20 protein-coding genes, 3 tRNA genes and 2 pseudogenes are annotated in these 22,599 nt (G+C 70.2%); 17 read left to right on the top strand and 8 right to left on the bottom strand.

Annotated features, from left to right (window positions below; genetic code table 11):
- The 6 genes from nuoK (at position 1) to I2501_RS07945 (ending at position 7,067) form a co-directional block, all read left to right on the top strand.
- Entirely contained in the window at positions 1-366 is a 366-nt protein-coding gene (nuoK, locus tag I2501_RS07970) for an NADH-quinone oxidoreductase subunit NuoK (protein ID WP_196193157.1), read from the top strand.
- Positions 363-2,351 carry an NADH-quinone oxidoreductase subunit 5 family protein gene (locus I2501_RS07965; protein ID WP_196193156.1) on the top strand — a complete coding sequence of 663 codons (1,989 nt, stop codon included), beginning with the start codon at positions 363-365 and terminating at the stop codon, positions 2,349-2,351. The genes nuoK and I2501_RS07965 overlap by 4 nt, the downstream gene beginning before the upstream one ends.
- Positions 2,352-2,412: 61 nt before the next feature.
- Entirely contained in the window at positions 2,413-3,957 is a 1,545-nt protein-coding gene (locus I2501_RS07960; protein ID WP_196193155.1) for a complex I subunit 4 family protein, read from the top strand.
- Positions 3,958-3,960: 3 nt separating this feature from the next.
- The gene (locus tag I2501_RS07955; protein WP_196193154.1) at positions 3,961-5,517 is read left to right on the top strand and encodes an NADH-quinone oxidoreductase subunit N; all 1,557 of its coding nucleotides are present in this window, start codon (positions 3,961-3,963) and stop codon (positions 5,515-5,517) included.
- 200 nt (positions 5,518-5,717) lie between these two features.
- On the top strand, positions 5,718-6,596 hold the full coding sequence (htpX, locus tag I2501_RS07950) for a zinc metalloprotease HtpX (RefSeq protein WP_196193153.1): 879 nt from the start codon (positions 5,718-5,720) through the stop codon (positions 6,594-6,596).
- Between the two features lie 63 nt (positions 6,597-6,659).
- Positions 6,660-7,067: a YccF domain-containing protein gene (locus tag I2501_RS07945; protein ID WP_196193152.1), complete on the top strand. Its 408-nt coding sequence runs from the start codon at positions 6,660-6,662 to the stop codon at positions 7,065-7,067.
- A gap of 36 nt (positions 7,068-7,103) precedes the next feature.
- On the opposite strand, the gene mug is transcribed toward I2501_RS07945, so the two are convergent.
- A complete protein-coding gene (gene mug, locus I2501_RS07940; RefSeq protein WP_196193151.1) occupies positions 7,104-7,649 on the bottom strand; it encodes a G/U mismatch-specific DNA glycosylase in 546 nt (181 codons plus the stop codon).
- Between the two features lie 174 nt (positions 7,650-7,823).
- Entirely contained in the window at positions 7,824-8,312 is a 489-nt protein-coding gene (locus tag I2501_RS07935; RefSeq protein WP_196193150.1) for a YajQ family cyclic di-GMP-binding protein, read from the bottom strand.
- A gap of 248 nt (positions 8,313-8,560) precedes the next feature.
- Here I2501_RS07935 and I2501_RS07930 point away from each other — a divergent pair.
- Positions 8,561-8,641, top strand: a tRNA-Tyr gene (locus I2501_RS07930).
- A 1,078-nt stretch (positions 8,642-9,719) separates the two neighbouring features.
- A complete protein-coding gene (locus tag I2501_RS07925; RefSeq protein WP_196193149.1) occupies positions 9,720-10,988 on the top strand; it encodes an RCC1 domain-containing protein in 1,269 nt (422 codons plus the stop codon).
- A 447-nt stretch (positions 10,989-11,435) separates the two neighbouring features.
- Here I2501_RS07925 and I2501_RS39095 read toward each other — a convergent pair.
- The 3 genes and pseudogenes from I2501_RS39095 to I2501_RS07915 all read right to left on the bottom strand — a co-directional run.
- A pseudogene (locus tag I2501_RS39095) lies at positions 11,436-11,693 on the bottom strand (IS30 family transposase); the annotation flags it as partial.
- A 143-nt stretch (positions 11,694-11,836) separates the two neighbouring features.
- Positions 11,837-11,959 (bottom strand): annotated as a pseudogene (locus I2501_RS39090) (helix-turn-helix domain-containing protein); the annotation flags it as partial.
- Positions 11,960-12,258: 299 nt separating this feature from the next.
- Positions 12,259-12,879, bottom strand: a complete 621-nt coding sequence (locus I2501_RS07915; RefSeq protein WP_196193148.1) for a PadR family transcriptional regulator — start codon at positions 12,877-12,879, stop codon at positions 12,259-12,261.
- Between the two features lie 178 nt (positions 12,880-13,057).
- Here I2501_RS07915 and I2501_RS07910 point away from each other — a divergent pair, with 178 nt between their 5' ends.
- Positions 13,058-13,579, top strand: coding sequence for a GNAT family N-acetyltransferase (locus I2501_RS07910; protein WP_196193147.1), 522 nt, complete (start codon positions 13,058-13,060; stop codon positions 13,577-13,579).
- 73 nt (positions 13,580-13,652) lie between these two features.
- Here I2501_RS07910 and I2501_RS07905 read toward each other — a convergent pair whose 3' ends face one another.
- Positions 13,653-14,972 (bottom strand): amidohydrolase family protein, encoded by a 1,320-nt coding sequence (locus I2501_RS07905; RefSeq protein ID WP_236046026.1) that lies wholly within the window; start codon positions 14,970-14,972, stop codon positions 13,653-13,655.
- Positions 14,973-15,224: 252 nt separating this feature from the next.
- On the opposite strand from I2501_RS07905, the gene I2501_RS07900 reads away from it, so the two are divergent.
- The 8 genes from I2501_RS07900 to I2501_RS07865 all read left to right on the top strand — a co-directional run bounded on the left by I2501_RS07900 (position 15,225) and on the right by I2501_RS07865 (position 20,231).
- A tRNA-Thr gene (locus I2501_RS07900) sits at positions 15,225-15,297 on the top strand.
- Positions 15,298-15,341: 44 nt separating this feature from the next.
- Positions 15,342-15,417 (top strand) — tRNA-Met (locus I2501_RS07895).
- 83 nt (positions 15,418-15,500) lie between these two features.
- Positions 15,501-15,665: a 50S ribosomal protein L33 gene (gene rpmG, locus I2501_RS07890; protein WP_004571794.1), complete on the top strand. Its 165-nt coding sequence runs from the start codon at positions 15,501-15,503 to the stop codon at positions 15,663-15,665.
- A 195-nt stretch (positions 15,666-15,860) separates the two neighbouring features.
- A complete protein-coding gene (locus tag I2501_RS07885) occupies positions 15,861-16,316 on the top strand; it encodes a MaoC family dehydratase N-terminal domain-containing protein (RefSeq protein WP_196193146.1) in 456 nt (151 codons plus the stop codon).
- 7 nt (positions 16,317-16,323) lie between these two features.
- Entirely contained in the window at positions 16,324-16,752 is a 429-nt protein-coding gene (locus I2501_RS07880; protein WP_196193145.1) for a MaoC family dehydratase, read from the top strand.
- Positions 16,753-16,845: 93 nt separating this feature from the next.
- Positions 16,846-17,499, top strand: a complete 654-nt coding sequence (locus tag I2501_RS07875; RefSeq protein WP_236046025.1) for a TetR/AcrR family transcriptional regulator — start codon at positions 16,846-16,848, stop codon at positions 17,497-17,499.
- 81 nt (positions 17,500-17,580) lie between these two features.
- Positions 17,581-19,113 (top strand): DHA2 family efflux MFS transporter permease subunit, encoded by a 1,533-nt coding sequence (locus tag I2501_RS07870; RefSeq protein WP_196193144.1) that lies wholly within the window; start codon positions 17,581-17,583, stop codon positions 19,111-19,113.
- A 59-nt stretch (positions 19,114-19,172) separates the two neighbouring features.
- The gene (locus I2501_RS07865) at positions 19,173-20,231 is read left to right on the top strand and encodes a UDP-N-acetylmuramate dehydrogenase (RefSeq protein WP_196193143.1); all 1,059 of its coding nucleotides are present in this window, start codon (positions 19,173-19,175) and stop codon (positions 20,229-20,231) included.
- A gap of 72 nt (positions 20,232-20,303) precedes the next feature.
- Here the strand turns inward: I2501_RS07865 and I2501_RS07860 are convergent, their stop codons facing one another.
- Positions 20,304-21,296 carry an ABC transporter permease gene (locus I2501_RS07860; protein ID WP_196193142.1) on the bottom strand — a complete coding sequence of 331 codons (993 nt, stop codon included), beginning with the start codon at positions 21,294-21,296 and terminating at the stop codon, positions 20,304-20,306.
- Positions 21,293-22,570 (bottom strand): ABC transporter ATP-binding protein, encoded by a 1,278-nt coding sequence (locus tag I2501_RS07855; protein WP_196193141.1) that lies wholly within the window; start codon positions 22,568-22,570, stop codon positions 21,293-21,295. Before I2501_RS07855 ends, I2501_RS07860 begins: the two co-directional genes overlap by 4 nt.
- Positions 22,571-22,599 lie beyond the last annotated feature (29 nt).

Below are 22,599 nucleotides of genomic sequence, written 5' to 3'. Positions count from 1 at the left end.
GTGCATCTCGTCTACCCGGCCGTCCTCGCGGCCCTGCTCTTCTGCGTCGGCCTCTACGGCGTGCTCGCGCGCCGCAACGCCGTGCTGATGCTGATGTCCGTCGAGCTGATGCTCAACGCCGTCAACCTCAACCTCGTCGCCTTCGACGTCTGGCTGCGCGACAGCCTGCACGCGGGCCAGGCGCTCACCCTGTTCACCATCACCATCGCAGCCGCCGAGATCGGCATCGGTCTGGCCGTCGTGCTGTTGATCTTCCGTAACCGCGGTACCGCGGACATCGACCGGGTCGGCCGTCTCCACGACGGCGACGAGCCGGACGGGGATCAACCCGTCGACCCGACCGAGGGGAAGGCCACCGTCGGATGACCCTCACTCTCGCGATCCTCGTCCCGCTGCTGCCGTTCCTCGGCGCGCTCGCGGGCCTGGCCTGCGGACGGCGCGCTCCGGGCATGGCCCGGCCGCTCGCGGTACTGCCGACGCTGACCACGGCGGTACTCGCCGTGGTCGTCGCGGCCCGGCTCGGCCCCGGCCACCTTCTCGACGCCGCCACCGAGCTCACCCCCACCGGCGGTGTGCCGATCTACCTCTCGCTGCACCTGGACGGCATCGCCGTCCTCCTCGCGGTGCTCGTCGGCGTGGTCGCGACCTGCGTCCAGCTCTACTCGACGGCCTACCTGCGAGAGGACCCGCGCTACCCCTCCTACGCGGCGCTGGTCTCGCTCTTCACCTCGGCGATGCTGCTGGTCCTCTACTCCGGCGACCTGATCGTGCTGCTGGTCGGCTGGGAGGTCATGGGCATCTGCTCGTACTTCCTGGTCGGTCACCACTGGGAGCGCGAGGACGCCCGGTCCGCCTCGATCAAGGCGTTCCTGGTCACCAAGCTCGGTGACGTCCCCTTCCTCTTCGGCATCTTCGTGCTGGCCGGCGACGCGGGCACGTTCAGCATCAACGGGATCATCGGCGCGGCGACCACCGGGCACCTGCACCACGCCACCCTCGCCGCGCTGCTGCTGCTCTGCGGCGTCGCCGGCAAGTCGGCCCAGTTCCCGCTGCACACCTGGCTCCCGGACGCGATGGCCGGTCCGACGCCGGTCTCCGCGCTGATCCACGCGGCCACCATGGTCGCCGCCGGCGTCTACCTGGTGGCCCGGCTGATGCCGGTCTTCCTGCTCTCGACCACCGCCCTGGTGGTCCTGGGCGTGCTGGCCGTGATCACCATGATCGGCTCGGCGCTGTGCGCGCTGGCCCAGGACGACCTCAAGCGGGTGCTGGCCTACTCGACGGTCGGTCAGCTCGGCTACATGACCGGTGCGCTCGCCGTGGGCGACCGTGACGCCGCCCTGTTCCACCTGCTGACCCACGGCGCGTTCAAGGCGCTGCTCTTCCTCGCGGCCGGTGTGGTGATACACGCCGCCCACACCAACTCGCTCACCGCGATGGCCCGTCCGGGCGGCTTGGGCAGCTCCGACGGTTCGGGCGGCTCGGGCGAGGGTCTGCTCAGGCGTCGCGTGCCGGACGCCTACACCACCATGGGCATCGGTCTGTTGGCGCTCGCGGGTGTGCCGCCGTTCTCCGGGTTCTTCAGCAAGGAGTCCGTGCTGACAGCCGCCGAGCAGGCGGCCAACGGCCACGCGCTGACCGACGGCCTCGGCCCGGCGGGGAACGTCCCCTGCTACCTCGGCTGGATCGTCCTCGTCGGCGGCCTGCTGACGGCGCTGCTGACCGCGATGTACGCGGCACGGCTCTGGCTGCTCGCCTTCCACCCGCGCGGCGCGCAGGCCGTCGCCGGGGAGGGCGGCACCGCCAAGGTCGTCACCGCCGAGCCCGCGGCGATGCGCGTGCCCCTGTGGCTGCTGGCCGTGCCGAGCATCGGGCTCGGCCTGGTCGGCCTGCGTACCAACTGGCTTCCCGCCTGGCTGGACGGCGTCTCGCTGACGCCGTCACTGCCCACCAGCGTGATCGGCACGGCGGTCGCCCTGCTCGGCTTCGGCCTCGCCTACGCCGCCTGGCGCCGCGCCGCGGCGACCCTGCCCGCCGACGCCGTGGCGTCGGGCGCGGTGGCCGATCCGGGACGGGTGCTGCTCGGCCCGCTCTTCGGGCCCGCCCGGGACGGCTTCGGCGTCGACCGGCTCTACGACCGCGTCTTCGTCCGCCCGGTGCTCGGCGCGGCCACGCTGGTCGCCTTCCTCGACCGTGAGGTCGTCGAGACCTACGTCAAGGGCGCGGCGATCACTCCGGGCCTGGTCGGACGGGTCGTCAGGCGGGCCCAGAACGGCAACACCCAGGGCTATCTGAGCGCGCTCGCGGCCGGTGTCGTGGTCCTCGCCATCGTCGTGGCGGTGGCCCAGTGACCACCAGCCCCGCCTGCCCTGCCCGTCGCGCCCGTACCGCTCGCTCGGAGGCGACCGCCAGATGACCGTGCTGCTTCTCGTCCTCCTCGCGCTGCCGCTGGTCGGCTCCGCCGCGACGCTGGTGCCCGCGCTCGGCGGACGCCGCGCGCTGTGGCTCGGCGTCGCCGTGACCGGAGCCGACCTGGCCGTGGCCGTCGCCCTGGCCGCCGGGTTCGACCTGCACCACCCGGCCCGGATGCAGGGCGTCACGAACGTGGCGTGGATCCCGGCGCTCAACGTCCGGTTCCACCTCGGCGTCGACGGCATCTCGTTGCCGCTGCTGGTGCTGACGGCACTGCTCACCTTCCTCTGCGCCCTCTACTCGCTCAAGCGCCTGCCCGCGGGCGGCAGCGAACGGGGCTGGACGGGGCTGCTGCTGCTCCTGGCGACCGGCATGCTGGCCACCTTCGCGGTGCTCGACCTGCTGCTCTTCTTCGTGGCGTTCGAGATCGTGCTGGTGCCCATGTACTTCCTGATCGCCCGTTGGGGCGGGGAGAACCGGGGACCGGCGGCGTTCCGCTTCATCCTCTACACGCTGCTCGGCTCGGCGGTCATGCTGCTCGGGCTGCTGCTGCTCGGCCTCAAGGCCGGGACCTTCGACATGACCGCGCTGGCCGCCAACCACGGGCACGGCCTGTCCCGTGGCACCCAGATCCTCGTCGTGCTGGCCATCGGCATCGGACTGGCCGTCAAGGCGCCGATGTGGCCGTTCCACAGCTGGCTCCCCGACGCCCACACGGCCGCTCCCACGGCGGGCTCGGTGCTGCTGGCGGGCGTGCTGCTCAAGATGGGCACCTACGGATTCGTCCGGGTGCTGATCCCGAGCGTCCCGCAGGGGATGCACGAACTCGCCCCCTACCTCGGGGCCTTCGCCGTCGTCGGCATCATCTACGGCTCGCTGGCCTGTCTTTCGCTGGCCCGGCCGGGGAGCCGCGGCGACCTCAAGCGGCTGATCGCCTTCTCGTCGGTCGGCCACATGGGCTTCGTCCTGCTCGGCATCGCGACCCTCAACCCGGTCGGTATCAACGGGGCGCTCTTCGCCAACATCGGGCACGGGCTCATCACCGGCCTCCTCTTCTTCCTCGTCGGCGCGATCAAGGACCGGTACGGCACCGCGGACCTGGACACCCTCGCCGGCGCCCGGGTCGAGAGCGGCGCCGCCCTGTACGGCCGAGCCCCACGGCTCGGCGCGCTGCTCGCCTTCGGCGCGGTGGCCAGTCTCGGCCTGCCGGGCCTGGCCGGGTTCTGGGGCGAACTGCTGGCCATGCTCGGCGCCTTCCACCCCGCCGCCGGGCTGTCCCGGCCGACCTTCCTCGCGTTGATGGTCCTGGCCGGGTTCGGCACCCTGCTCACCGCGGCCTACCTGCTCTCCGTCGTCCGCCGGGTCTGCATGGGCGACCCGGTCACCGCGCCCGCCGTTCCGGGGGCGACCCTCACCGACGTCCAGACCTACGAGGCCGTCACCTGGACCCCGCTGGTCGTGCTCACCGTCGTCGCCGGTCTCTGGCCGGCGCTGCTGCTCGGGCTGTCCACGCCCGCCGTCCAGGCGCTGCTCGGAGGCAGCTGAGCCATGCTGACTACCGCTCTCACCGCAGGCGCCCTCCCTACTGACGCCCTGGCCGCCGCCGTCCCCGCCGGGTCGCTGATCCAGTCCGTGGACTGGCTGGCCGTCCTGCCGCCCCTCGTCCCCGCCGTGGTGGCGCTGGTCGTGCTGGTCGCGGACCTGTTCCTGCCGACGGCGCGAAAGCCGCTGCTGGGCTGGCTCTCGGTGGCCGGGCTGGCCGCCTCGCTGGTCCTGCTTCTTCCGCTGCGCGCGGGCCACCGGACCACGTTCTGCACCACCTCGGCGGGGGTGACCTCGTGCTCCTACGTCGCCGACCACTTCGCGCTGGCCTTCCAGCTGCTGGTGCTGGCCGGGGCGCTGCTGGTCGCGCTGCTCTCGCTCTTCTCCGTCGACGCGGACCGGTTGCCCGTGGGGGAGTTCTGGTTCCTGCTGCTCGCCTCGGCCTGCGGGGCGGCCCTGCTGCCCGCCTGCCGTGACCTGGCCTCGCTCGTCGTCGCGCTGGAGGTCACCACGCTGCCGGCCTTCGCGCTCGTCGCCCTCCGCCGCGACGGACGGGGCGGGGAGGCGGCGCTCAAGTTCTTCCTGTCGTCGGTCACGGCCACGGCCGTCACCCTGCTCGGCGTCAGCTTCGTCTACGCCGCCACCGGCAGCCTCTACCTCGACCGGATCGGTGCCGCACTGCCCCACGTCCAGTCGCAGCTGCACGTGCTCGTCGCCGTCGGCACCGTGCTCACCCTGGTCGGCTTCGCCTTCAAGACGGCCGCCGCACCGTTCCACTTCTGGGTGCCGGACACTTACGCCGGCGCCCCTGTCCCCGTCGCCGCGTATCTCTCTGTGGTCGGAAAGGCTGCCGGACTCGCGGGCCTCGCCGCAATCGCCGTCCTGGGTTTTCACTCGTACGGGCGAGACTGGGGCTACGCGCTGGCGGTCCTCGCCGCGCTGACCATGACGGTCGGCAATGTCGGCGCGCTGCGTCAGCGCTCCGACGCGCCGCACAGCGCGGTACGGCTGCTCGCCTGGTCGTCCGTCGCCCAGGCCGGCTACCTGCTGGTCCCGATCGCGGCCGCGGGCGCAGGTCATGCCTCGGGCTCCGGGGCGATCGGTTCCACCGTGGCCTTCGCGCTGATCTACGGCCTGGTCAACCTGGGTGCCTTCGCGGTCGTCACCCTCGGCGGCGACCGGCTCGACGTGTACCAGGGGCTCTTCGCGAGGCGTCCCGCGGTGGCGCTGGCCATGGCGTTCTTCCTGCTGAACCTGGCCGGTCTGCCGCCGGGCGTGATCGGCCTCTTCGGCAAGGTCGTCGTCTTCCGCGCCGCGGTCGACGCCGGTCTCGGCTGGCTGGCCGTGATCATGGCGGTGAATGTCGTAGTGGCCCTGTACTACTACCTGGCATGGACCGCCAAGCTCTTCCAGCCCAGCCCGGTCGCTGCCCCCGCCGCGGCTCGCCGTGGGCTGCCGGTCGCCCTGGGCGCTGCGGTCGCGGTGGCCACGGTGCTGGGCGTGGTGCTGTCGGTGGCGCCGCAGCTGGTGCTGCAGCTGGCGTCCGGCTCGCTCTTCGGCTGAGCGGGCAGACCGCAGTACGTCCCACGGCGCGTCCTGGCCCATGTCCCGGCGCACGTCCGGCGGCGGGCCCCGGCGCGCGCTCTCGACTTGCACGGGCCGTGCCCGGGGGTGAGAAGGGAACTAGAAAGTCCGTCTCACCCGTTGAAAAAGCGAAACGGGCTGTGAAAGACACCCCCCAACGCACGTCTCGGAGGGCTTCCGTGCACCGCCAGCACAACGGTCTCAAGACGGCTGTACTCCTCGGCGTGATGTCCGCGCTGATCCTGGTGATCGGCAGCTTCTGGGGGCGTACGGGCCTGCTCATCGGGCTGGTGGTGGCCCTGGCGACGAACGGCTTCGCGTACTGGAACAGTGACAAGCTGGCGCTGCGTTCGATGCGGGCCCGCCCGGTCAGCGAGATCGAGGCCCCAGTGCTGTACCGGATCGTCCGTGAGCTCTCCACCTCGGCCCGGCAGCCCATGCCGCGCCTCTACATCTCCCCGACGGACGCCCCCAACGCCTTCGCCACCGGTCGCAATCCGCGCAACGCGGCGGTCTGCTGCACCCAGGGCATCCTCAACCTGCTCGACGAGCGGGAGCTGCGCGGCGTGCTGGGCCACGAGCTCTCCCACGTCTACAACCGGGACATCCTGATCTCCTCGGTGGCCGGCGCGCTGGCGTCCGTGGTGATGTTCCTCGTCAACTTCGCCTGGCTGATCCCGATCGGGCGCAGCGATGACGACGACGGCCCCGGCCTGGCCGGGATGCTGCTGATCATCATCCTGGGCCCGCTCGCCGCAAGCATCATCCAACTGGCTGTCAGCCGCTCCCGCGAGTACCAGGCCGACGCCTCAGGTGCCCAGTTGACCGGCGATCCACTGGCGCTCGCCAGCGCGCTGCGTAAGCTCGAACGCGGCACCCAGCAGCTTCCGCTTCCGGCCCGGCCCGAGTTGGAGACGACCAGTCACATGATGATCGCCAACCCCTTTCGCGCCGGGTCGGGCGGCGGTCTGGCCACCAAGCTGTTCTCCACCCACCCGCCGATGCCGGACCGGATCTCCCGGCTCGAGCAGATGGCCGGCTACCAACCCCACCGCTGAGCGGCAGCGGGCGAGACACAGACCCGGTAGAACGGGACACGGACTCGGTAGAGAGGAAAGCACGTGAAGGTCATCAACTTCGTCCTCAACGTCCTCTGGCTGGTGCTGTGCGGGTTGTGGATGTCCCTCGCGTACGTCGTCGCGGGGATCATCTGCGCGATCCTGATCATCACCATCCCATGGGCGATCGCCTCGTTCCGGATCGCGCTCTACGTCCTCTGGCCGTTCGGGCGGACCACGCGTGAACGCCCCGACGCCGGTGCGGCGTCGTGCGCGGGCAACGTGGTCTGGCTGATCTTCGCCGGGTGGTGGCTGGCCATCGGCCACCTGGCGACGAGCATCGCGCTGGCGGTGACCATCATCGGGCTGCCCTTCGCCTGGGCCAACCTCAAGATGATCCCGATATCGCTGATGCCGCTCGGACGCGAGATCGTCTCGACGGACGAGCGCTTCGCCGGCTGGGGTGCCTGAACCCTGGGCGCCTGAACTCCGGGCGCCGGACGGGGCTCAGCGGCCGTCGACGGCCTCTCTGAGCGTGCGGAACTCCGCCGCGATCCCGTCCAGGGTGTAGTGCGCGTTGAGCCCGCTCGGATTGGGCAGCACCCACACCTCGGTGCCGCCCAGCGGCTCGTCCTGCCGCCCGACGACCGCCTTGGGACGCCCGAACGCGGTCCGGTAGGCCCCTATGCCGAGCACGGCGAGCGCCCGTGGCTGCCAACGTGCGACCCGCTCCGCCAGCGCCTGGCCGCCACTGCGGTACTCCTCGGCGGTCAGCTCGTCCGCCTTGGCAGTGGTCCGCGCCACCACGTTGGTGATCCCCAGCCCGAGCCCCAGCAGTTCCTGCTGCTCCTCCGGCCGCAGCTGACGCGGCGTGAAGCCGCTCCGGTGCAGCCCCGGCCAGAACCGGTTGCCGGGACGGGCGAAGTGATGCCCCGTCGCACCTGACCAGAGCCCCGGATTGATCCCGCAGAACAGCACCCGCAGGTCGGGGCCGATCACGTCCTCGATCGTCGCGTCGGCGGCGTTGGCCAGTTGTTCAGGAGTCGGCTTCACAGCAGCCCATTCTCCCCGGTGGCGGTACTGCTTCCGTCCCGCGGGTACGACGAGGGCGGTCGCGGAGACTCTCCGCGACCGCCCTCGTGGCAGCCGGTGATCCACCGGCTGAGGCAGGCCCGCTCAGTGCGATCCCGTCGGCGACGGTCTCGACGCTCCCGACGGGCGACGGGATCAGCGGTAGTTCACGAACTGCACGGCGAAGTCGAGGTCCTTGCCCTTCAGCAGCGCCTGCACGGCCTGGAGGTCGTCCCGGCTCTTGGAGGTGACCCGCAGCTCCTCGCCCTGGACCTGGGCCTTGACGCCCTTGGGGCCCTCGTCCCGGATGATCTTCGCGATCTTCTTGGCGTTCTCCTGGGAGATGCCTTCCTCGATCGTCGCGAAGATCTTGTATTCCTTGCCCGACAGCTGCGGCTCTCCGGCGTCCAGCGACTTGAGCGAGATGCCGCGCTTGACCAGCTTGGTCTCGAACACGTCGAGGATCGCCTTGACCCGCTCCTCGCCGTTGGCCCGCATCTCGATCTTGTCGCCGGACCACTCGATGGACGCGCCGACGTTCTTGAAGTCGAAGCGCGTGGCGATCTCGCGACCGGTCTGGTTGAGCGCGTTGTCGACCTCCTGCCGCTCGACCTTCGAAACGATGTCGAAACTGGAGTCGGCCATGATCGTTGTGTCTCCTTGACTGATGGTATGGACTGTCTTGTCGGTTTTCCTGCGGCTCCGACCGCGCATATCGCCCGCCGAACCGCCCGCACGCGCCCCTACCTTCCGGCCACGCGGCAGCCGAACCAGCCTAGCCACCCACTCGGCCGCCTGCCCGCCCCCACACTGATCAACCGAGTGGCGAAGCACCCCCCACCATCAGGTATGGTTTACGTCGTCGGAGCGGGAAACCGCGAGACACCATCCCTGGCGGGTTGCCCGAGCGGCCAAAGGGAGCAGACTGTAAATCTGTCGCGCAAGCTACGCAGGTTCGAACCCTGCACCCGCCACGTGGAAGCCGAAAGGCCCCGGGCCAGCGAAAGCTGTCCGGGGCCTCTCGCATGTCCACGCCCCGGTGATCTCCGCCACGTACCGCTGTTCCCCGCTCCTTCTGGCACGCGTATGGCACGGCCGCTCCGGCGTCCCCGATAGGCTTGACCTGACCCTGCGCCGATCGGCAGACGCCCCTAACGCCGGTCCGTCTTTGTGGAGGGGGTCTGCCGTGTTCGAGCCGGGCCAGGGTGGGGATAGCTCGGCGCGCGGTTGATCGGCCGTAGATGCGAGCGGCCAGCTGGCAGTTGCGTCCCGACGGCATATCCCGCGGCTCGGTGGGTCAGCTCCGGCCCGCAATCGCCCGGATCATCGCAAATGCCTGCTGACCGGTCCGCTGACTGTTCCGATGGGCCGGCGGGACGACGATTCCGATCAGCCAGATCACTCCCAAGAGGAGGATCAAGAGGGTCAGGGGCCCGCAGCTAGCTCGACAGGGCCTCGGCGATTTCCTGAGCTTTTCCACCGTCGATTTGGCTTCGGACCTGCGGTATTGGCGGATTCGCTCACCGCCAAGCTCCGCCTGCAGGCCCCGTGAGACTCAGTCAAACTCGTTTCTAATCGTGTCTGCTCGTTTCTACTCGGCATCCCAGATTGGCCTAGATGGACCGCCGAAGAGCGTCAGTCGATGCGTATCGTCGCGCCACGATCCGGCGCAGCAGACGCCTTGCTCAGTGGGAACCATGATGCTCCGTCAATGCTCGTCGCTCGACCCGCTCCGGAGGTGCTGACAATCCGGGGGTGCGGCGATCACTCAGTGTTCTAGGGATTCGGCGGAGTAGGCGTCGCCTCCCGAGAGTGACCAGAGAGTCTAAGTGACCAGAGGGTCTAGTCTTCGGCGTCCTCCTCGGCGTCGCGGTCGCGCAGGGGGCGCAGGCCCTTGGTCGGTCGGCGCCGTCGAGTCCGCGCAGCTGGGTGCGCAGCGTTCGTCAGGGCCACGCGGTGCTGGGGAAGACGACCTTGACCATGTGGGAGATTCACTCGGATGTCGGGGTTGGGCTACCCGGGCGGGATGCATGCCGCCTCTAACCTGACGCCATGGAACATGCACTTCGGAAAGTAGTCAACTGGTTGCCCCGCGTATCGCGCCTGGTGCTGTTCGGCTTGGGCCCGCTGGCCTTGCTCGCGGGTCCGGCCGTACCGGCGTCGGCCGACGCCGCCAGCTCGCTCTCCTCGACAGTCGAGTACTGGGGCTCGTTCGGCAACACGTCCTCAATCACCTCCCCGCGCACGACACCGTTTCCGGTCCACCTGCCTGGCCCGGTTAAGCAGATCGGGACCTCCAACTCGAATGCCTACGCCTTGCTGAACGACGGCAGCGTCTACGCGTGGGGTCTGGGCGCGGATGGGGAGCTGGGGAACGGCGGGACGGAGGACTCCCTCGATTCGGCGGTGAAGGTCGATTTCCCTCCCGGGGTGACGATCGCCTCGATCCCGGACGACGTCATGCCGTATGACGAAGGCCTGGCCATCGACACCCACGGCAGCGTCTGGGGCTGGGGCACCAACCCCTTCGGCGACGCACTGTGTTTGGGCACCCGAGCCCCGCAGCTCGTCCCGGTCAAACTTCCGTTGAACCACGTCACCGACGCGGCCGGAGCGTTCGGGCACGCCATCTACTTGTCCGACGGGCACGCGGTCGCGTGCGGCAGCAACGTGTTCGGCGAACTCGGCGACGGAACCAGGACAGCCACCTCCGTCCCGGTGCCGGTCAAGCTGCCCGCCGGCGCGAAGGTCACCCGATTGACAGCGTCCTGGAACAACTCCGGCGCGCTGCTGGCTGACGGCAGCTACTACAACTGGGGCTACAACTTCCAGGGCCAGCTCGGTCAGGGCGTGACCGGCGGAATCTCTACCACGCCACTGCAGGTCAAGTTGCCCGGACGCGTGCACAAGGTGTTCCTGGGCGGATCGCTGCCGCGCAACGGCCAGACCCTCGTGCTGCTCGATGACGGCGACCTCTACGCCTGGGGCGACGGGCGCCAGTACCAGCTCGGCACCGGCACGACACGCGCGCAGCCCTCGCCCGTGCGCGTCCCCCTCCCCACCGGCCTGCGGTTCACGAAGATCGCCACCAGCGGCGCGACGTCATACGGCATCACCAGGGAAGGGGATGTCTATGCCTGGGGCTACAACCGGTTCGGACAGGTGGGGGACGGCACCCGCACAGACGCGAAGGCGCCGGTGTTCGTCACCGGCTGCGCGCGGGACATCTCCGGGACCAACTTCGACGTGGCCATCAGCCTGCGCGCGGGGTGCTCGTGCGACAAGGACCGTGCACACCGGGTTGCCCGCCCGATGACGTGACTTCCCGCGCAGCCGCAGCGCCTGCCCCCGGACGAACTCACCGGCGCCGCGGGCGATGTCGCGGGTCCGGCTGGCGCTGAGGGTGATTCGTCGGAGCGTCCGCCAGCGTTCCTTGAGCTCCGCAGCGGCTCGCGTCGTGCCGGCCTCCGGGGAATCCGGCTTCATGACGCACGTCACACCTGCGGGTCACTCCTGGCTGTGCTGGTCGTCCACCCGCGCGTGGCAATGAAGATCCTGCGTCACTCGTAGATCTCGATCACCATCGAGATCTAAACCCACGTGACGGACAGCCAGACGCTCGAGGCTCTGCGGAAGCCCGGGGACGCCCTCGGCTGACTCCAGCCAAAGCGGTTGCTACTTCGCTGCTGTACAGTCCCCCGAAACGACTTGAGGCCCTCCCCGTTCGAGGTGGTTTCTAGCGGTCGTTGCAACACGTCGTTGGTTTGGTCAGGCCGCGAGCAGTTTATGCAGGCGCTCGGCTGGGGTTTCCCAGCCGAGCGTTTTGCGTGGGCGGCCGTTGAGTTCGGCGGCGACGTTAGCCAGGTGGGCGGGGTCGTGCCGGGAGGGGTCGGTTCCCTTGGGGAAGTACTGGCGGAGCAGTCCGTTGGTGTTCTCGTTGGAGCCGCGTTGCCATGGGCTGGCTGGGTCGCAGAAGTACACGGGGATCTGGGTGGCGAGGGTGAAGATGCCGTGCCCGGCCATCTCTGGGCGATCTTGCCGGGCTTGGGCCGCGGCCGGCGGGCATCAGCGCGGGCCTGGGCTGCATAGGGGCGGTATGCCCCGCTCTCCTCGTGGCAGTTGTGCTTGATCTCGCGGCTGACGGTCGAGGGGCTGCGGCCGAGCTTTGCTGCGATCGTGCAGATCGGTGCCTTCCCGCGCAGTCGGTCGGCTATGTGGATTCGATCGGCGTCGCGCAGATACCTGGATGGGCCTGCTGTCGGCCGCGGCACTACAACAGGCGGCCTGGCCATGCCCTTTCCCGAGGCGTTACGGCCGTTACGCCACCGCTTCCCGGTCCGGTAGTTGATCCCAACACGTCTGCATGCTTCACGGCTGGTCAGACCCTGGTGCGTGAGTCGGAAGTATTCCTCCCGCTCACGGACCAGGGCCTTCCGTTCCTGAGCCACCGTCCGGACCTGCCGCATGTCGAACATCGCGCCCCTTGAACTGGGGTGTTGCAACGATCCCTAGAACCCAGGGCAAGCTGTCCGGGGCCTTTTGCATGTCCCTTTTCGAGCGGCCTCCTTTGAACAGCCTTTTTCGAACGGCCTCAGCCCTCCGCGTCGGTGCGTTGGGTGTCGGCGAAGGCGAGGAGTTCCTCGGGGGTCCAGGAGAGGAGGTCGGACTTGAGGTCGGCGATGACGGAATCCAGCCAGTCCAGCTGAGCCGCCGTCACCACGCGCTGGTACTCCGTCTCCAGCATCGTCACGCGGGGCAGCGAGTGTGCCGCCTCCGCCGCGCTGACGGCGTCGATCTCCCGCAGGGAGGTGCGGACGAGTGCGGCGCGCTCCTCGAAGACGGAGAGGGCCTCGGTCGGGGTGAGCATCATCAGGAGGGACAGGGCGGCGGGGTACTCCGGGTACTCCTGCTTCGGCCTGGCGAGCATCTCCAACAGCCACTCGCGGGCGACTCGGCGGCCTGCGTCGGTGACCTCGTAGACCGTGCGCTCCGGGTACTGCTGGTCCCGCTCGGTCTCGCGGACCGCGATGAGGTCAGCAGCGAGCAGGCGTTCGATGGTCCGGTAGAGGCTGGCACGCTGGGTGACGTTGACCACCTGGTCCTTGCCCCACTGCTTGATCAGCCGCTGGATCCCGTACGGATGCAGCGGCTGGTAGTGCAGCAGCGACAGGACGGTCAGCGAGAGGGGGGAACTGCGCAGCGGGGTGCTCATGTCTGACATCGTATGCCCGGAGTATTCACATGTGAACTAGTCTGATGTCGACTAGTCGCTGCGCGGCTCGGGGGCAGGCCGCCGCGTGAGACGGATCGGCGAGGCTGCTGACGTGCGTGTCTGCGAGTGGTAGAAAGCTTGGCCACGGGTGCCCGTGCGCCCGGTGAGGGGGCCCGGTATGGGTGGTGGCACAGTCGCGGTAGGCCCTGCCACCGCGGAGGAGGTCGACGCGGCGCTCGCCGTGTGGCAGCACTCGCACCTGATCCGCCGAAATGGTCGCCCGCTGCCGCCGGATCACGTGCGGCTCGCCCACGGACGGATGGCCGCGCCCGGAGCCATGCTCCTCCTCGCGCGCGATGAGGGCCGACCCGCCGGAGCGGGGATCGTCGGCACGGTCCTCGGCGTCCAGGGCCTGACCGAGGACGGCGCGGGGCCGCCGAAGGAAGGGCTGATCCACCTCAGCCTGCTCAGCGTCGCGCCCGACCGCTGGGGCCAGCGGGTCGGGCGCCGTCTGATGGAGCACGTGCTGGCCGAGGCGCGCACCCGGGCCTACGCGGAAGCCCAACTCTGGACCCACGCCGACAATCTGCGCGCCAACCGGCTCTACCGCGCGCTCGGCTTCCGCCGCACCGGCCGGGTCAAGATCGACGACTGGGGCGAGCTGCTGGTGCACTACTGGCAGTCGCTGCCGGGAGATTGATGTCACATCGGATGCAACGTCAGATGTCACATCGGATGAGGCGGCGGGTGAGGTGACGTCACGTCACGTCACCTCAGGCTGGTCCGGGGCGGCCCTGGCGGGGGACCGCGGCAGCGGTGGTGTCCGCGTACTCGCGGACGGCGCTGGTGCGGGAGACCACCCGGCCACGGTGGATCACGACCCGGCTGTGCCCGCCGGACAGCGCGGCGGTCAGGCTCTCGCCGCGTACGGCGACCAGTTCGGCCGGATCGCCGGCGCGGATCTGTCCGGGCGTCAGCCCGAGCATCGCGCGCGCGCTCGAGCTGACGGCCGCGTACGCCTCCGCCGCGGAGAGGCCCGTCGCGGCCGACAGCAGGAAGGCCGTCTCCAGCGGATCCGCGCGGCCGACCGGGCAGACGGAGTCGCGCAGCGCCCCGCTCCCGGCGGCGACCGGGATCCCCTCCTCGGCCAGCGCACGGACCGACGCGGGATCGAAGCCGCTGACGGTCCGAGGCGGTCCGCCCGCGCAGCGTCCGGTCGCCGGGAGGACCACGACGCCGGCACCCGAGCTCGTCAGGGCTGCGGCAAAGGGCGGCGGCCCGTCCAGGCACAGCATCGAGCCCGGCGGGAGTTCGGTGGTGGTGTGACGGGCGCCTGCGGCAGGCGCGGTCAGCCCTGCCGTGCCGTGCAGATCGAGCGGGCGGTCGCACTCCCGGGCGAGGGCGACCAGAGCGGCCAGACGGGCGGGCGGATGCGGCGCCTCGGTGAGGCGTCCGCCGAGCGCGTGCGCCCCGGCGCGGAGTCCGTCCCGCAGCAGGGCGAGGGCCTGGCGCTCGCTCTCGACAGCGGATGCCGAAGGCACGCCGGCGGTGGATCGCCCCGGCAGGACGGTGATCTGACAGTCCACCAGTCCCCGTAGGTCCCGCGCCGCCTGGAGTGCCGCTTCGAGGCGGGCGAGGCCGGTCTCGTCGCTGACCAGGATCTGCGTGCGGAGCGCGGTCGTGCCGTAGCCGAGGTAGGTCAGTGCGGCCTCGGTGATCCGCCGCCGCAGCTCGTCGCCACCGGAGCCACCAGCGCTGCCCGAACCACCAGCGCTGCCCGAACCACGAGCGTTGTCCGAGCCACCAGCGTTGCCCGGCCCGCCGCCGTCCCCGGTGAAGGCCTCGTCGAGGTGGGCGTGGGGCTCCGCCGGGGCGGGGAGCAGCAGGTAGCCGCGCAGGTCCAGGCGTTCCGGGGCGCTGAGGCTGCCGAACGCGCCGACCGCCTCGATCCGCTCGCCCCAGAGCCGCACGTCGACGGCCCGGCCGTCGGCCAGTCGCGCACCCGTCAGCAGCAGTGCCGGCTGCAGCGCCGACGACCCTGCCGTTCCGGCGTCCGCGCCGGTCCCCGCTCCGCCCCCCGCCTCGGCTGCCATGGCCCGGCGCTCCTTCCTGCCGCCTGCCGCTTCCCGCCGCCTGCCGCGAAACTGCCTGGAGGCTGCGTGACCGCCGCGTGACCGCTGGAAACTGCGTGAAGTTCAAGATCGCAGACAGTGAGCCTAGGGCGCGGGCCGCGGTCGGCAGGGGAGGCGCGTGGGGCGTGTGGCGGCCGTGGCAAAAGTCGTACCGGAGCAGCGCCAAACGGATTTCACGGTTGGGCTGCGGACCGTGTAATGTCTTCCCCGTTCGCCCCTATAGCTCAGTCGGTAGAGCGTCTCCATGGTAAGGAGAAGGTCTGCGGTTCGATTCCGCATGGGGGCTCGGATGAGAGGGTTCCCCGCCAAGGCGGGGAACGCGATCGTCGTGGCGGTGTAGCTCAGTTGGTAGAGCAAGCGGCTCATAATCGCTGTGTCACCGGTTCAAGTCCGGTCACCGCTACCACACCCGTAGCCGATTTCCTGGTTCAGGCCCGGTCGGCTACTCTTGTCTGTCTGTAACGTTGTCTGTCCGAGGAAGGCACTCCCGTGGCCGCCACTGATGTCCGTCCGAAGATCACGCTGGCGTGCGTGGAGTGCAAGGAGCGGAACTACATCACCAAGAAGAACCGGCGTAACGACCCGGACCGTCTTGAGATGAAGAAGCACTGCCCCCGCTGCAACGCGCACACCGCGCACCGCGAGACCCGCTGACCCTGCGCCTGCGCGCATCGTCGCAATCTCGTCAGCATCTTCGGGTTCTTAGAGAACTTCGAGCCGAAGGCCGTCTCCGTCAAGGGGGCGGCCTTCGTCGTGTCCGGAGCCATGCCCGGGCCCGTGCCCGGAAACTGTGTCTGGAACTCTGTTCGAGAACTCTCAGTCTCAGTCGACAACTTTCAGGAGTCGCGCATGCCGCTGGATCCCTCCCTCATCGGGCGGACGTACCCGCCCACCGCGCCGTACGAGGTCGGGCGCGAGAAGATCCGCGAGTTCGCCGAGGCGGTCCGTGACGCCAACCCGGCGTACCTCGACGCGGACGCGGCCAAGGCGCTCGGCCACCCCGATGTGATCGCGCCGCCCACGTTCCCGTTCCTGATCACCTACCGTGCCGCCGCACAGGTGGTCCAGGACCCGGAGCTGGGCCTGGACTTCAGCCGGGTCGTCCACGGCGACCAGAAGTTCGTCTACAGCCGCCCGGTGCGCGCCGGTGACCGCCTGCGGGTCACCTGCATGATCGAGTCGATCAAGTCGCTGGCCGGCAACGACGTGCTGACGGTCCGTGGCGAGGTGCACGAGGAGAGCGGCGAGCACGTGGTGACCGCCCTCATGATGCTGGTCGCCCGCGCGGCCGAGGCGGGGGAGTGAGGCGGGGATGACCGCGATCATCAACTACGACGACGTCGAGGTGGGCACGGAACTCCCGGCCCGGACCTTCCCGGTGACCCGCGCCACGCTGGTCCAGTACGCGGGCGCCTCGGGCGACTTCAACCCGATCCACTGGAACGAGGCCTTCGCCAAGGAGGTCGGCCTGCCGGACGTGATCGCCCACGGCATGTTCACCATGGCCGAGGCGGCCCGGGTGATCACCGACTGGACGGTCGACCCGGCCGCGGTGGTCGAGTACAGCGTCCGCTTCACCAAGCCGGTGGTCGTGCCGAACGACGCGACCGGCGCGACGATCGAGGTCAGCGCCAAGGTCGCCGCCAAGCTGGACGAGCGCCGGGTCCGGGTCGACCTGACCGCGACCAGCGCCGGACAGAAGGTGCTGGGCATGGCCCGCGCCGTCGTCCAGCTGGGCTGATCGGGGCCGACCGCGGGAAGCACGGACTCGGTGGCGACCAGGTCGGTGCGCTGCCCTCTTGCGTGGTTAGTAATCAACCACTAACTTTGAAGCATGGCGAGGACGAGCATGCGGATGAGCGCGGAGGAGCGGCGTGAGAGCGTCATCCGCGCCGCGATGGTCGCGTTCGCCGACGGTGGCTACAACGGCACCTCGACCGCCGAGATCGCTCGGCAGGTCGGGGTGTCGCAGCCGTACCTCTTCCGGCTCTTCGAGAACAAGCGGGCGCTGTTCGAGGCCGCTGTCCGGCGCTGCATGGAAGAGGTCAAGGAGAGCTTCCTCGCCGCGGCCGAAGGGCTGCAGGGCGAGGAGGCCCTGGAAGCCATGGGCGATGCGTACGTCGAGCTGATCGGGGACCGCAGCCGCCTGCTCATGCAGATGCAGATGTACGTGTCCACCGCCGCCGCCGAGGCGGCGGGGGACCACGAGGTGGGCAAGGCCGTCCGGGCGCTCTGGGAGGACCTCTGGGACTCCGTCGCCGCGGTCTCCGGCTCGACGCCGGAGGAGATCGGCCAGTTCTTCGCCTCCGGCATGCTCATCAACTCCCTGGTGGCGATGGGCTTCCCGCCCGACCATCGGGTCTGGCAGTCGCTCGGCAAGAAGGCCTGCGGGATCCCGGGCGCCAACAACGAGAGCACCGCTGCAACGAGCACCAAGAACGCGATCAGCAAGAACGCACACGTGAAGACGGATTCGATCGGCGGCTGACGCCCCTTTTGAGGGGACGGCCGCCGATTTTTCGGTCGCCAAAAGTTATTGATCGATCACTACATGCGCCAGGGGGACACCATGGCCAGCAATCCGACCGCTCGCAAGGGCCGCCCAGCTGTCTGGGCCTTCGTCATCACCAGCACCGCAGGCTTCATGGCCGCGCTCGACAACCTCGTGGTCACCACCGCGCTGCCGTCCATCCGCGCCCATCTGGGCGGGGGCATCACCGACCTGGAGTGGACGGTCAACGCCTACACGCTGACCTTCGCCGTGCTGCTGATGCTCGGCGCGGCGCTCGGTGACCGGTTCGGGCGGCGTCGGCTCTTCATCATCGGGCTCGGGCTCTTCACGGTCTCGTCGCTCGCCGCCTCCCTCGCGCCGAGCATCGACGTGCTGGTCGCCGCACGCGCGGCGCAGGGCGTCGGGGCGGCGCTGCTGATGCCGGTCAGCCTGACCCTGCTCACCAGCGCCGTCCCCGCCGCCAGGCGAGGCGTGGCGTTCGGGGCCTGGGGAGCGGTCAACGGCATGGCCGTGGCCATGGGCCCGCTGATCGGCGGAGCCGTCGTCCAGCACCTGTCCTGGCAGTGGATCTTTGCCCTCAACGTCCCGATCGGCCTCCTGCTGCTGCCGCTGGCCAGGCTGCGGCTGACCGAGTCGTTCGGGCCCAACAGCCGGCTCGACGTCACCGGCACTGCCTTGGCGAGCGCGGGTCTGTTCGGCATCGTCTACGGCCTGATCCGCGGCAACTCGGACGGCTGGACCAGCGTGCCGGTGCTGTCCGGGCTGGTCGGTGGCGCGGTGCTGCTGGTCGGCTTCATCGTCTGGGAGTCCCGGGCGGCCCATCCGCTGCTGCCGCTGCGGCTCTTCCGCAACCGCACCTTCGCCGCCGTGAACGCCGCGTCGATGCTGATGTCGCTCGGCATGTTCGGCGCGATCTTCCTGCTCAGCCAGTACCTGCAGAACGTCCAGGGCTACAGCCCGATGGGTGCGGGCGTCCGGATGCTGCCGTGGACCGGGATGCCGATGATCGTCGCGCCGCTGGCCGGACTGCTGGTAGACCGGATCGGCGGCCGGACCGTGATCGCCGTCGGTCTGGCACTGCAGGCGATCGGGCTGGGCTGGTTCGCGGCGATCGCCGCCGCGCACATCAGCTACGCGAGCCAGGTCCCGGGGCTGGTGATCTCGGGCACAGGCATGGCGCTCTTCTTCGCCCCGGTGGCGGCCATGCTGATGGGCTCGGTCAAGCCGGAGGAGCAGGGCGTGGCCTCGGGCACCAACAACGCCCTGCGTGAGGTGGGCGGCGCGCTCGGCGTCGCGGTCCTGACGTCGGTCTTCACCGCGCGCGGCAGCTACGCCAGCGGACAGAGCTTCGTCGACGGGCTGATCCCGGCGCTGTGGGTCGGCGCGGCCGTGGTCGCGATGGCGGTGGTCGCGATCCTGATCGCCCCGCGCCGGAGCCGGACCGTGCAGGGGCAGCCGGTGGCGGCGGGCGGAGCGGTGACCGATGCGTCGGCCGACGGGCCGGTCGGGGCAGTCACCGATGGGTCGGCCGAGGGGCCGGTCGGGCCGTCGGCCGGGCCCTCGACGCAGACGCCCGAGCCGGTCGCCTGAACACAGGGCTGACGATGCGAGCAGACAGGGTGTCCGGTGCCGCCGGATACCCTGTCCCCGTGCAGGAACTCCATGACGCGCCCCTCGCCCCCCTGACCACGCTCCGCATCGGCGGCCCGGCCGGGCGGCTGGTGACGGCGACGACCGACGACGAGGTCGTGGCCGTCGTCCGTGCGGCCGACCAGGCGGGCGAGCCGCTGCTGGTGCTCGGCGGCGGCAGCAACCTGGTGATCGGCGACGCGGGCTTCCCCGGCACCGTCCTGCGCATCGCGACCAAGGGCTTCGCTCTCGACGGCACCACGCTGGAGCTGGCCGCGGGAGAGGTCTGGTCCGACGCCGTCGACACCGCTGTGCTGGAGCACGGCCTGGCCGGCATCGAGTTCCTGGCCGGGATCCCGGGTTCGGCCGGTGCCACGCCGGTGCAGAACGTCGGCGCCTACGGCCAGGAGGTCTCCCAGACGATCACCGAGGTCGTCGCCTACGACCGCCGGGCCGGGGAGACGGTCACCGTCTCCGCCGAGGACTGCGCCTTCGCCTACCGGCACAGCCGCTTCAAGGCCGAGCCGGACCGCTGGGTGGTGCTGCGGGTGCGCTTCGCGCTGGAGGACGCCGACGGCATGTCGACGCCGGTCCGCTACGCCGAGGCGGCGCGCACCATGGGCGTCGGGCCGGGGGAGCGCGTGGAGCTGCGCGCGGCCCGCGAGGCGGTGCTGAAGCTGCGAAGTGGCAAGGGCATGGTGCTGGACCCGGAGGACCACGACACGTGGTCGGCAGGCTCGTTCTTCACCAACCCGATCCTGACCGAGGCCGAGCACGCGGCTTTCCTGGCCCGGGTCGCCGAGCGGCTGGGTGCGGACGTCCAGGCGCCGGCGTACGAGGCGGGAGCGGGGCACAAGAAGACCTCCGCTGCCTGGCTGATCGACAAGGCCGGCTTCACCAAGGGCTACGGCGCCGGTCCGGCCCGCCTCTCCACCAAGCACACCCTCGCCCTGACCAACCGGGGCACCGCCACCGCGGCGGACCTCCTCGCGCTGGCACGCGAGATCCAGACCGGGGTGGCGGACGCCTTCGGCGTGACGCTGGTCAACGAGCCGGTGATGGTCGGGGTCTCGCTCTGAGACCCCGACCACGGGGACGGATCGTCGATCGGACCGGCGGTCGGACCGTCGATCGAGCGGTCGGTCGAACCGTCAGGTGTCGCGGGTGAGCACCAGCGCGTACGCGCCGCCGATCGCGGCTGCGGCCGCGATGGCGAGATAGATCAGGATGCCTGTGGCCGACGGGCCGGTCGCGGGCGCGTCCTGCGGGTTGAACTGACTCAGCAGGCCGGAGATCAGCGAGTAGTCCATCAACTTCTCGCCCAGGCTGCCCGGTGCGGCGCCGGTGACCACCGCCACCACGAACGGCACGAAGATCGCGGCCATCATGATCAGGATCGCGGGGGCGGAACGCTTCAGGATGGCGCCGAGCCCGTAGGAGAACATCGTGGCCAGCGTGAGGTAGATCCCGCAGCGGAACGCCGTGGTCAGCACGTCACTGTTGGCGACAGGCTCACCGAAGTTGCCCGGCAGCATCGCATGCGACACGAACAGACTCAGGGCGCTCAGCAGAGTCGTCGTGACGAGCGTTCCGACGAACAGCATCAACGTCTTGGCGGTCAGCACGCGCGCCCGGCGCGGGCAGGCGGTGAAGATGTTGCGGATCATGCCCGAGGAGTACTCGGTCGTGATCACCATGACGCCGAGCGGCACGTAGAGCAGGAGCGCGGTGAGAGCGGAGATGCTCGAGTCGGTCGTGAACTGGCTTCTGAGGACCTGGTCCAGCCCGGCGTAGTGCGAGGAGATCGCGAAGTCGACCACCGGCATCGACAGTGTGGCGCAGATCAGCAGCCACAGCGTCGACCGGGTGGTCCAGAGCTTGGTCGACTCCGACGCGAGGGCGTGCAGCAGGTTCGGGCGCTCGGCGGCGCCGGCCATCGTGGGCGTGCGCGGGGGCTGGACCGGCGGCTGACCCTGGAACTGGCCGGGCATCTGACCACCTGGCATCTGGCCGGGCATCGGCCCAGGGCCCTGGCCCGGCATCTGTCCCTGCGGCGGGTAGCCGGGCTGCGGCGCGTAGCCGGGTGCGGGAGCGGGTGCGCCCTGCTGCGGGTACGTCTGGGGGTAAGGCTGCGACACGCTCATCCCTCGCTCTTCGTCGCATAGGGGTTGACCTGCTGCTGCGGCTGGCCGGGAACGCCTGCGGCGGGCGGGAAGCCGTAGCCGGGCGGAGCCGCCTGCGCGACGGGGGCCTGCGCCGATTGCATGGGCTGGCCGAACTGCTGGCCGGGTTGCTGAGCGGGCTGCTGGCCGAACTGCTGGCCGAACTGTTGGCCGGGCGGCGGCCCGTACGCGCCCGGCGTGGGCCCGTAGCCCGCCGGAGCGCCCTGGGCGCCGGGCGCCCCCGGGAACGGCTGTGCGCCCACGGGCGGCGGAGTCTGCATCCCCTGTTGTTGCATCCCCGCTTGCATGCCGGGCTGCATCCCCGGCTGCATCCCCGGGTACCCGGGCGCGGACGCGCGGTACTCGACCGCGTGCTGGGTCATCCGCATGTACGCCTCCTCCAAGGAGGCCTGCTGCGGCGAGAGTTCGAGCAGGCGGATGCCCTGGGCGTGGGCCAGCTCGCTGATCCGGTTGGCCTCCAGCCCGGTGACCTTCAGCGAACCGTCCGGGTTCGGCTGGGCGTTGCCGCCCGCCGCCGAGAGCACGCCCACCAGGCGGGCGGAGTCCTCCGGCGGGGTGCGGACGCCGACGTAGCCGGACGAGTACTGCTGGATGAAGCCCTGCAGGCTCATGTCGGCCAGCATCTTGCCCTGACCGATGATGACCAGGTGGTCGGCGGTCAGCGCCATCTCGCTCATCAGGTGGCTGGAGACGAAGACCGTCCGGCCCTCCGAGGCCCAGCTGCGTATCAGTTGGCGCACCCAGAGCACGCCCTCCGGGTCGAGGCCGTTGACCGGCTCGTCCAGCATCAGCACCTGCGGGTCACCCAGCAGTGCGGCGGCGATGCCGAGCCGCTGGCCCATGCCGAGCGAGAAGCCCCCCGCGCGCCGCCCGCCCACCTCCTGCAGGCCTACCTGAGCCAGCACCTCGTCCACCCGGCGGCTCGGCAGCCCGGCCAGCCGGGCCAGACTGAGCAGGTTCGACCGCGCACTGCGGCCGGGGTGCATCGACTTGGCGTCGAGCAGTGCGCCCAGGGTCCGTGCCGGATTGGCGAGTTGCTTGAACGGCTGGCCGCCGACGGTGACGCTTCCGGAGCTCGGTGAGTCAAGTCCCAGGATCATGCGCATCGTTGTGGACTTGCCGGAGCCGTTGGGCCCGAGGAACCCGGTGACGATACCGGGGCGAACCTGGAAACTGAGGTTGTCGACGGCCGTTTTGGCGCCGTAGCGCTTGGTCAGGCCGCGCGCCTCGATCATGGGTACTCCTGCTGGACGGGCGACAATCG

This window comes from Streptacidiphilus fuscans (genome assembly GCF_015690355.1).
In the GTDB taxonomy this organism is placed as follows: domain Bacteria; phylum Actinomycetota; class Actinomycetes; order Streptomycetales; family Streptomycetaceae; genus Streptacidiphilus; species Streptacidiphilus fuscans.
This window is presented reverse-complemented; position numbering and strand designations above follow the sequence as displayed.

What these genes read in the sequence shown, in the direction of transcription:
- I2501_RS07875 (WP_236046025.1), top strand. Translation starts at nt 16,846, where the DNA reads ATGGCGAGGACGAGCATGCGGATGAGCGCGGAGGAGCGGCGTGAGAGC.
- I2501_RS07880 (WP_196193145.1), top strand. Translation starts at nt 16,324, where the DNA reads ATGACCGCGATCATCAACTACGACGACGTCGAGGTGGGCACGGAACTC.
- I2501_RS07885 (WP_196193146.1), top strand. Translation starts at nt 15,861, where the DNA reads ATGCCGCTGGATCCCTCCCTCATCGGGCGGACGTACCCGCCCACCGCG.
- I2501_RS07935 (WP_196193150.1), bottom strand. Translation starts at nt 8,312, where the DNA reads ATGGCCGACTCCAGTTTCGACATCGTTTCGAAGGTCGAGCGGCAGGAG.
- I2501_RS07860 (WP_196193142.1), bottom strand. Translation starts at nt 21,296, where the DNA reads ATGAGCGTGTCGCAGCCTTACCCCCAGACGTACCCGCAGCAGGGCGCA.
- I2501_RS07925 (WP_196193149.1), top strand. Translation starts at nt 9,720, where the DNA reads ATGGAACATGCACTTCGGAAAGTAGTCAACTGGTTGCCCCGCGTATCG.
- I2501_RS07910 (WP_196193147.1), top strand. Translation starts at nt 13,058, where the DNA reads ATGGGTGGTGGCACAGTCGCGGTAGGCCCTGCCACCGCGGAGGAGGTC.
- I2501_RS07960 (WP_196193155.1), top strand. Translation starts at nt 2,413, where the DNA reads ATGACCGTGCTGCTTCTCGTCCTCCTCGCGCTGCCGCTGGTCGGCTCC.
- I2501_RS07915 (WP_196193148.1), bottom strand. Translation starts at nt 12,879, where the DNA reads ATGAGCACCCCGCTGCGCAGTTCCCCCCTCTCGCTGACCGTCCTGTCG.
- I2501_RS07855 (WP_196193141.1), bottom strand. Translation starts at nt 22,570, where the DNA reads ATGATCGAGGCGCGCGGCCTGACCAAGCGCTACGGCGCCAAAACGGCC.
- I2501_RS07965 (WP_196193156.1), top strand. Translation starts at nt 363, where the DNA reads ATGACCCTCACTCTCGCGATCCTCGTCCCGCTGCTGCCGTTCCTCGGC.
- I2501_RS07870 (WP_196193144.1), top strand. Translation starts at nt 17,581, where the DNA reads ATGGCCAGCAATCCGACCGCTCGCAAGGGCCGCCCAGCTGTCTGGGCC.
- I2501_RS07955 (WP_196193154.1), top strand. Translation starts at nt 3,961, where the DNA reads ATGCTGACTACCGCTCTCACCGCAGGCGCCCTCCCTACTGACGCCCTG.
- I2501_RS07905 (WP_236046026.1), bottom strand. Translation starts at nt 14,972, where the DNA reads ATGGCAGCCGAGGCGGGGGGCGGAGCGGGGACCGGCGCGGACGCCGGA.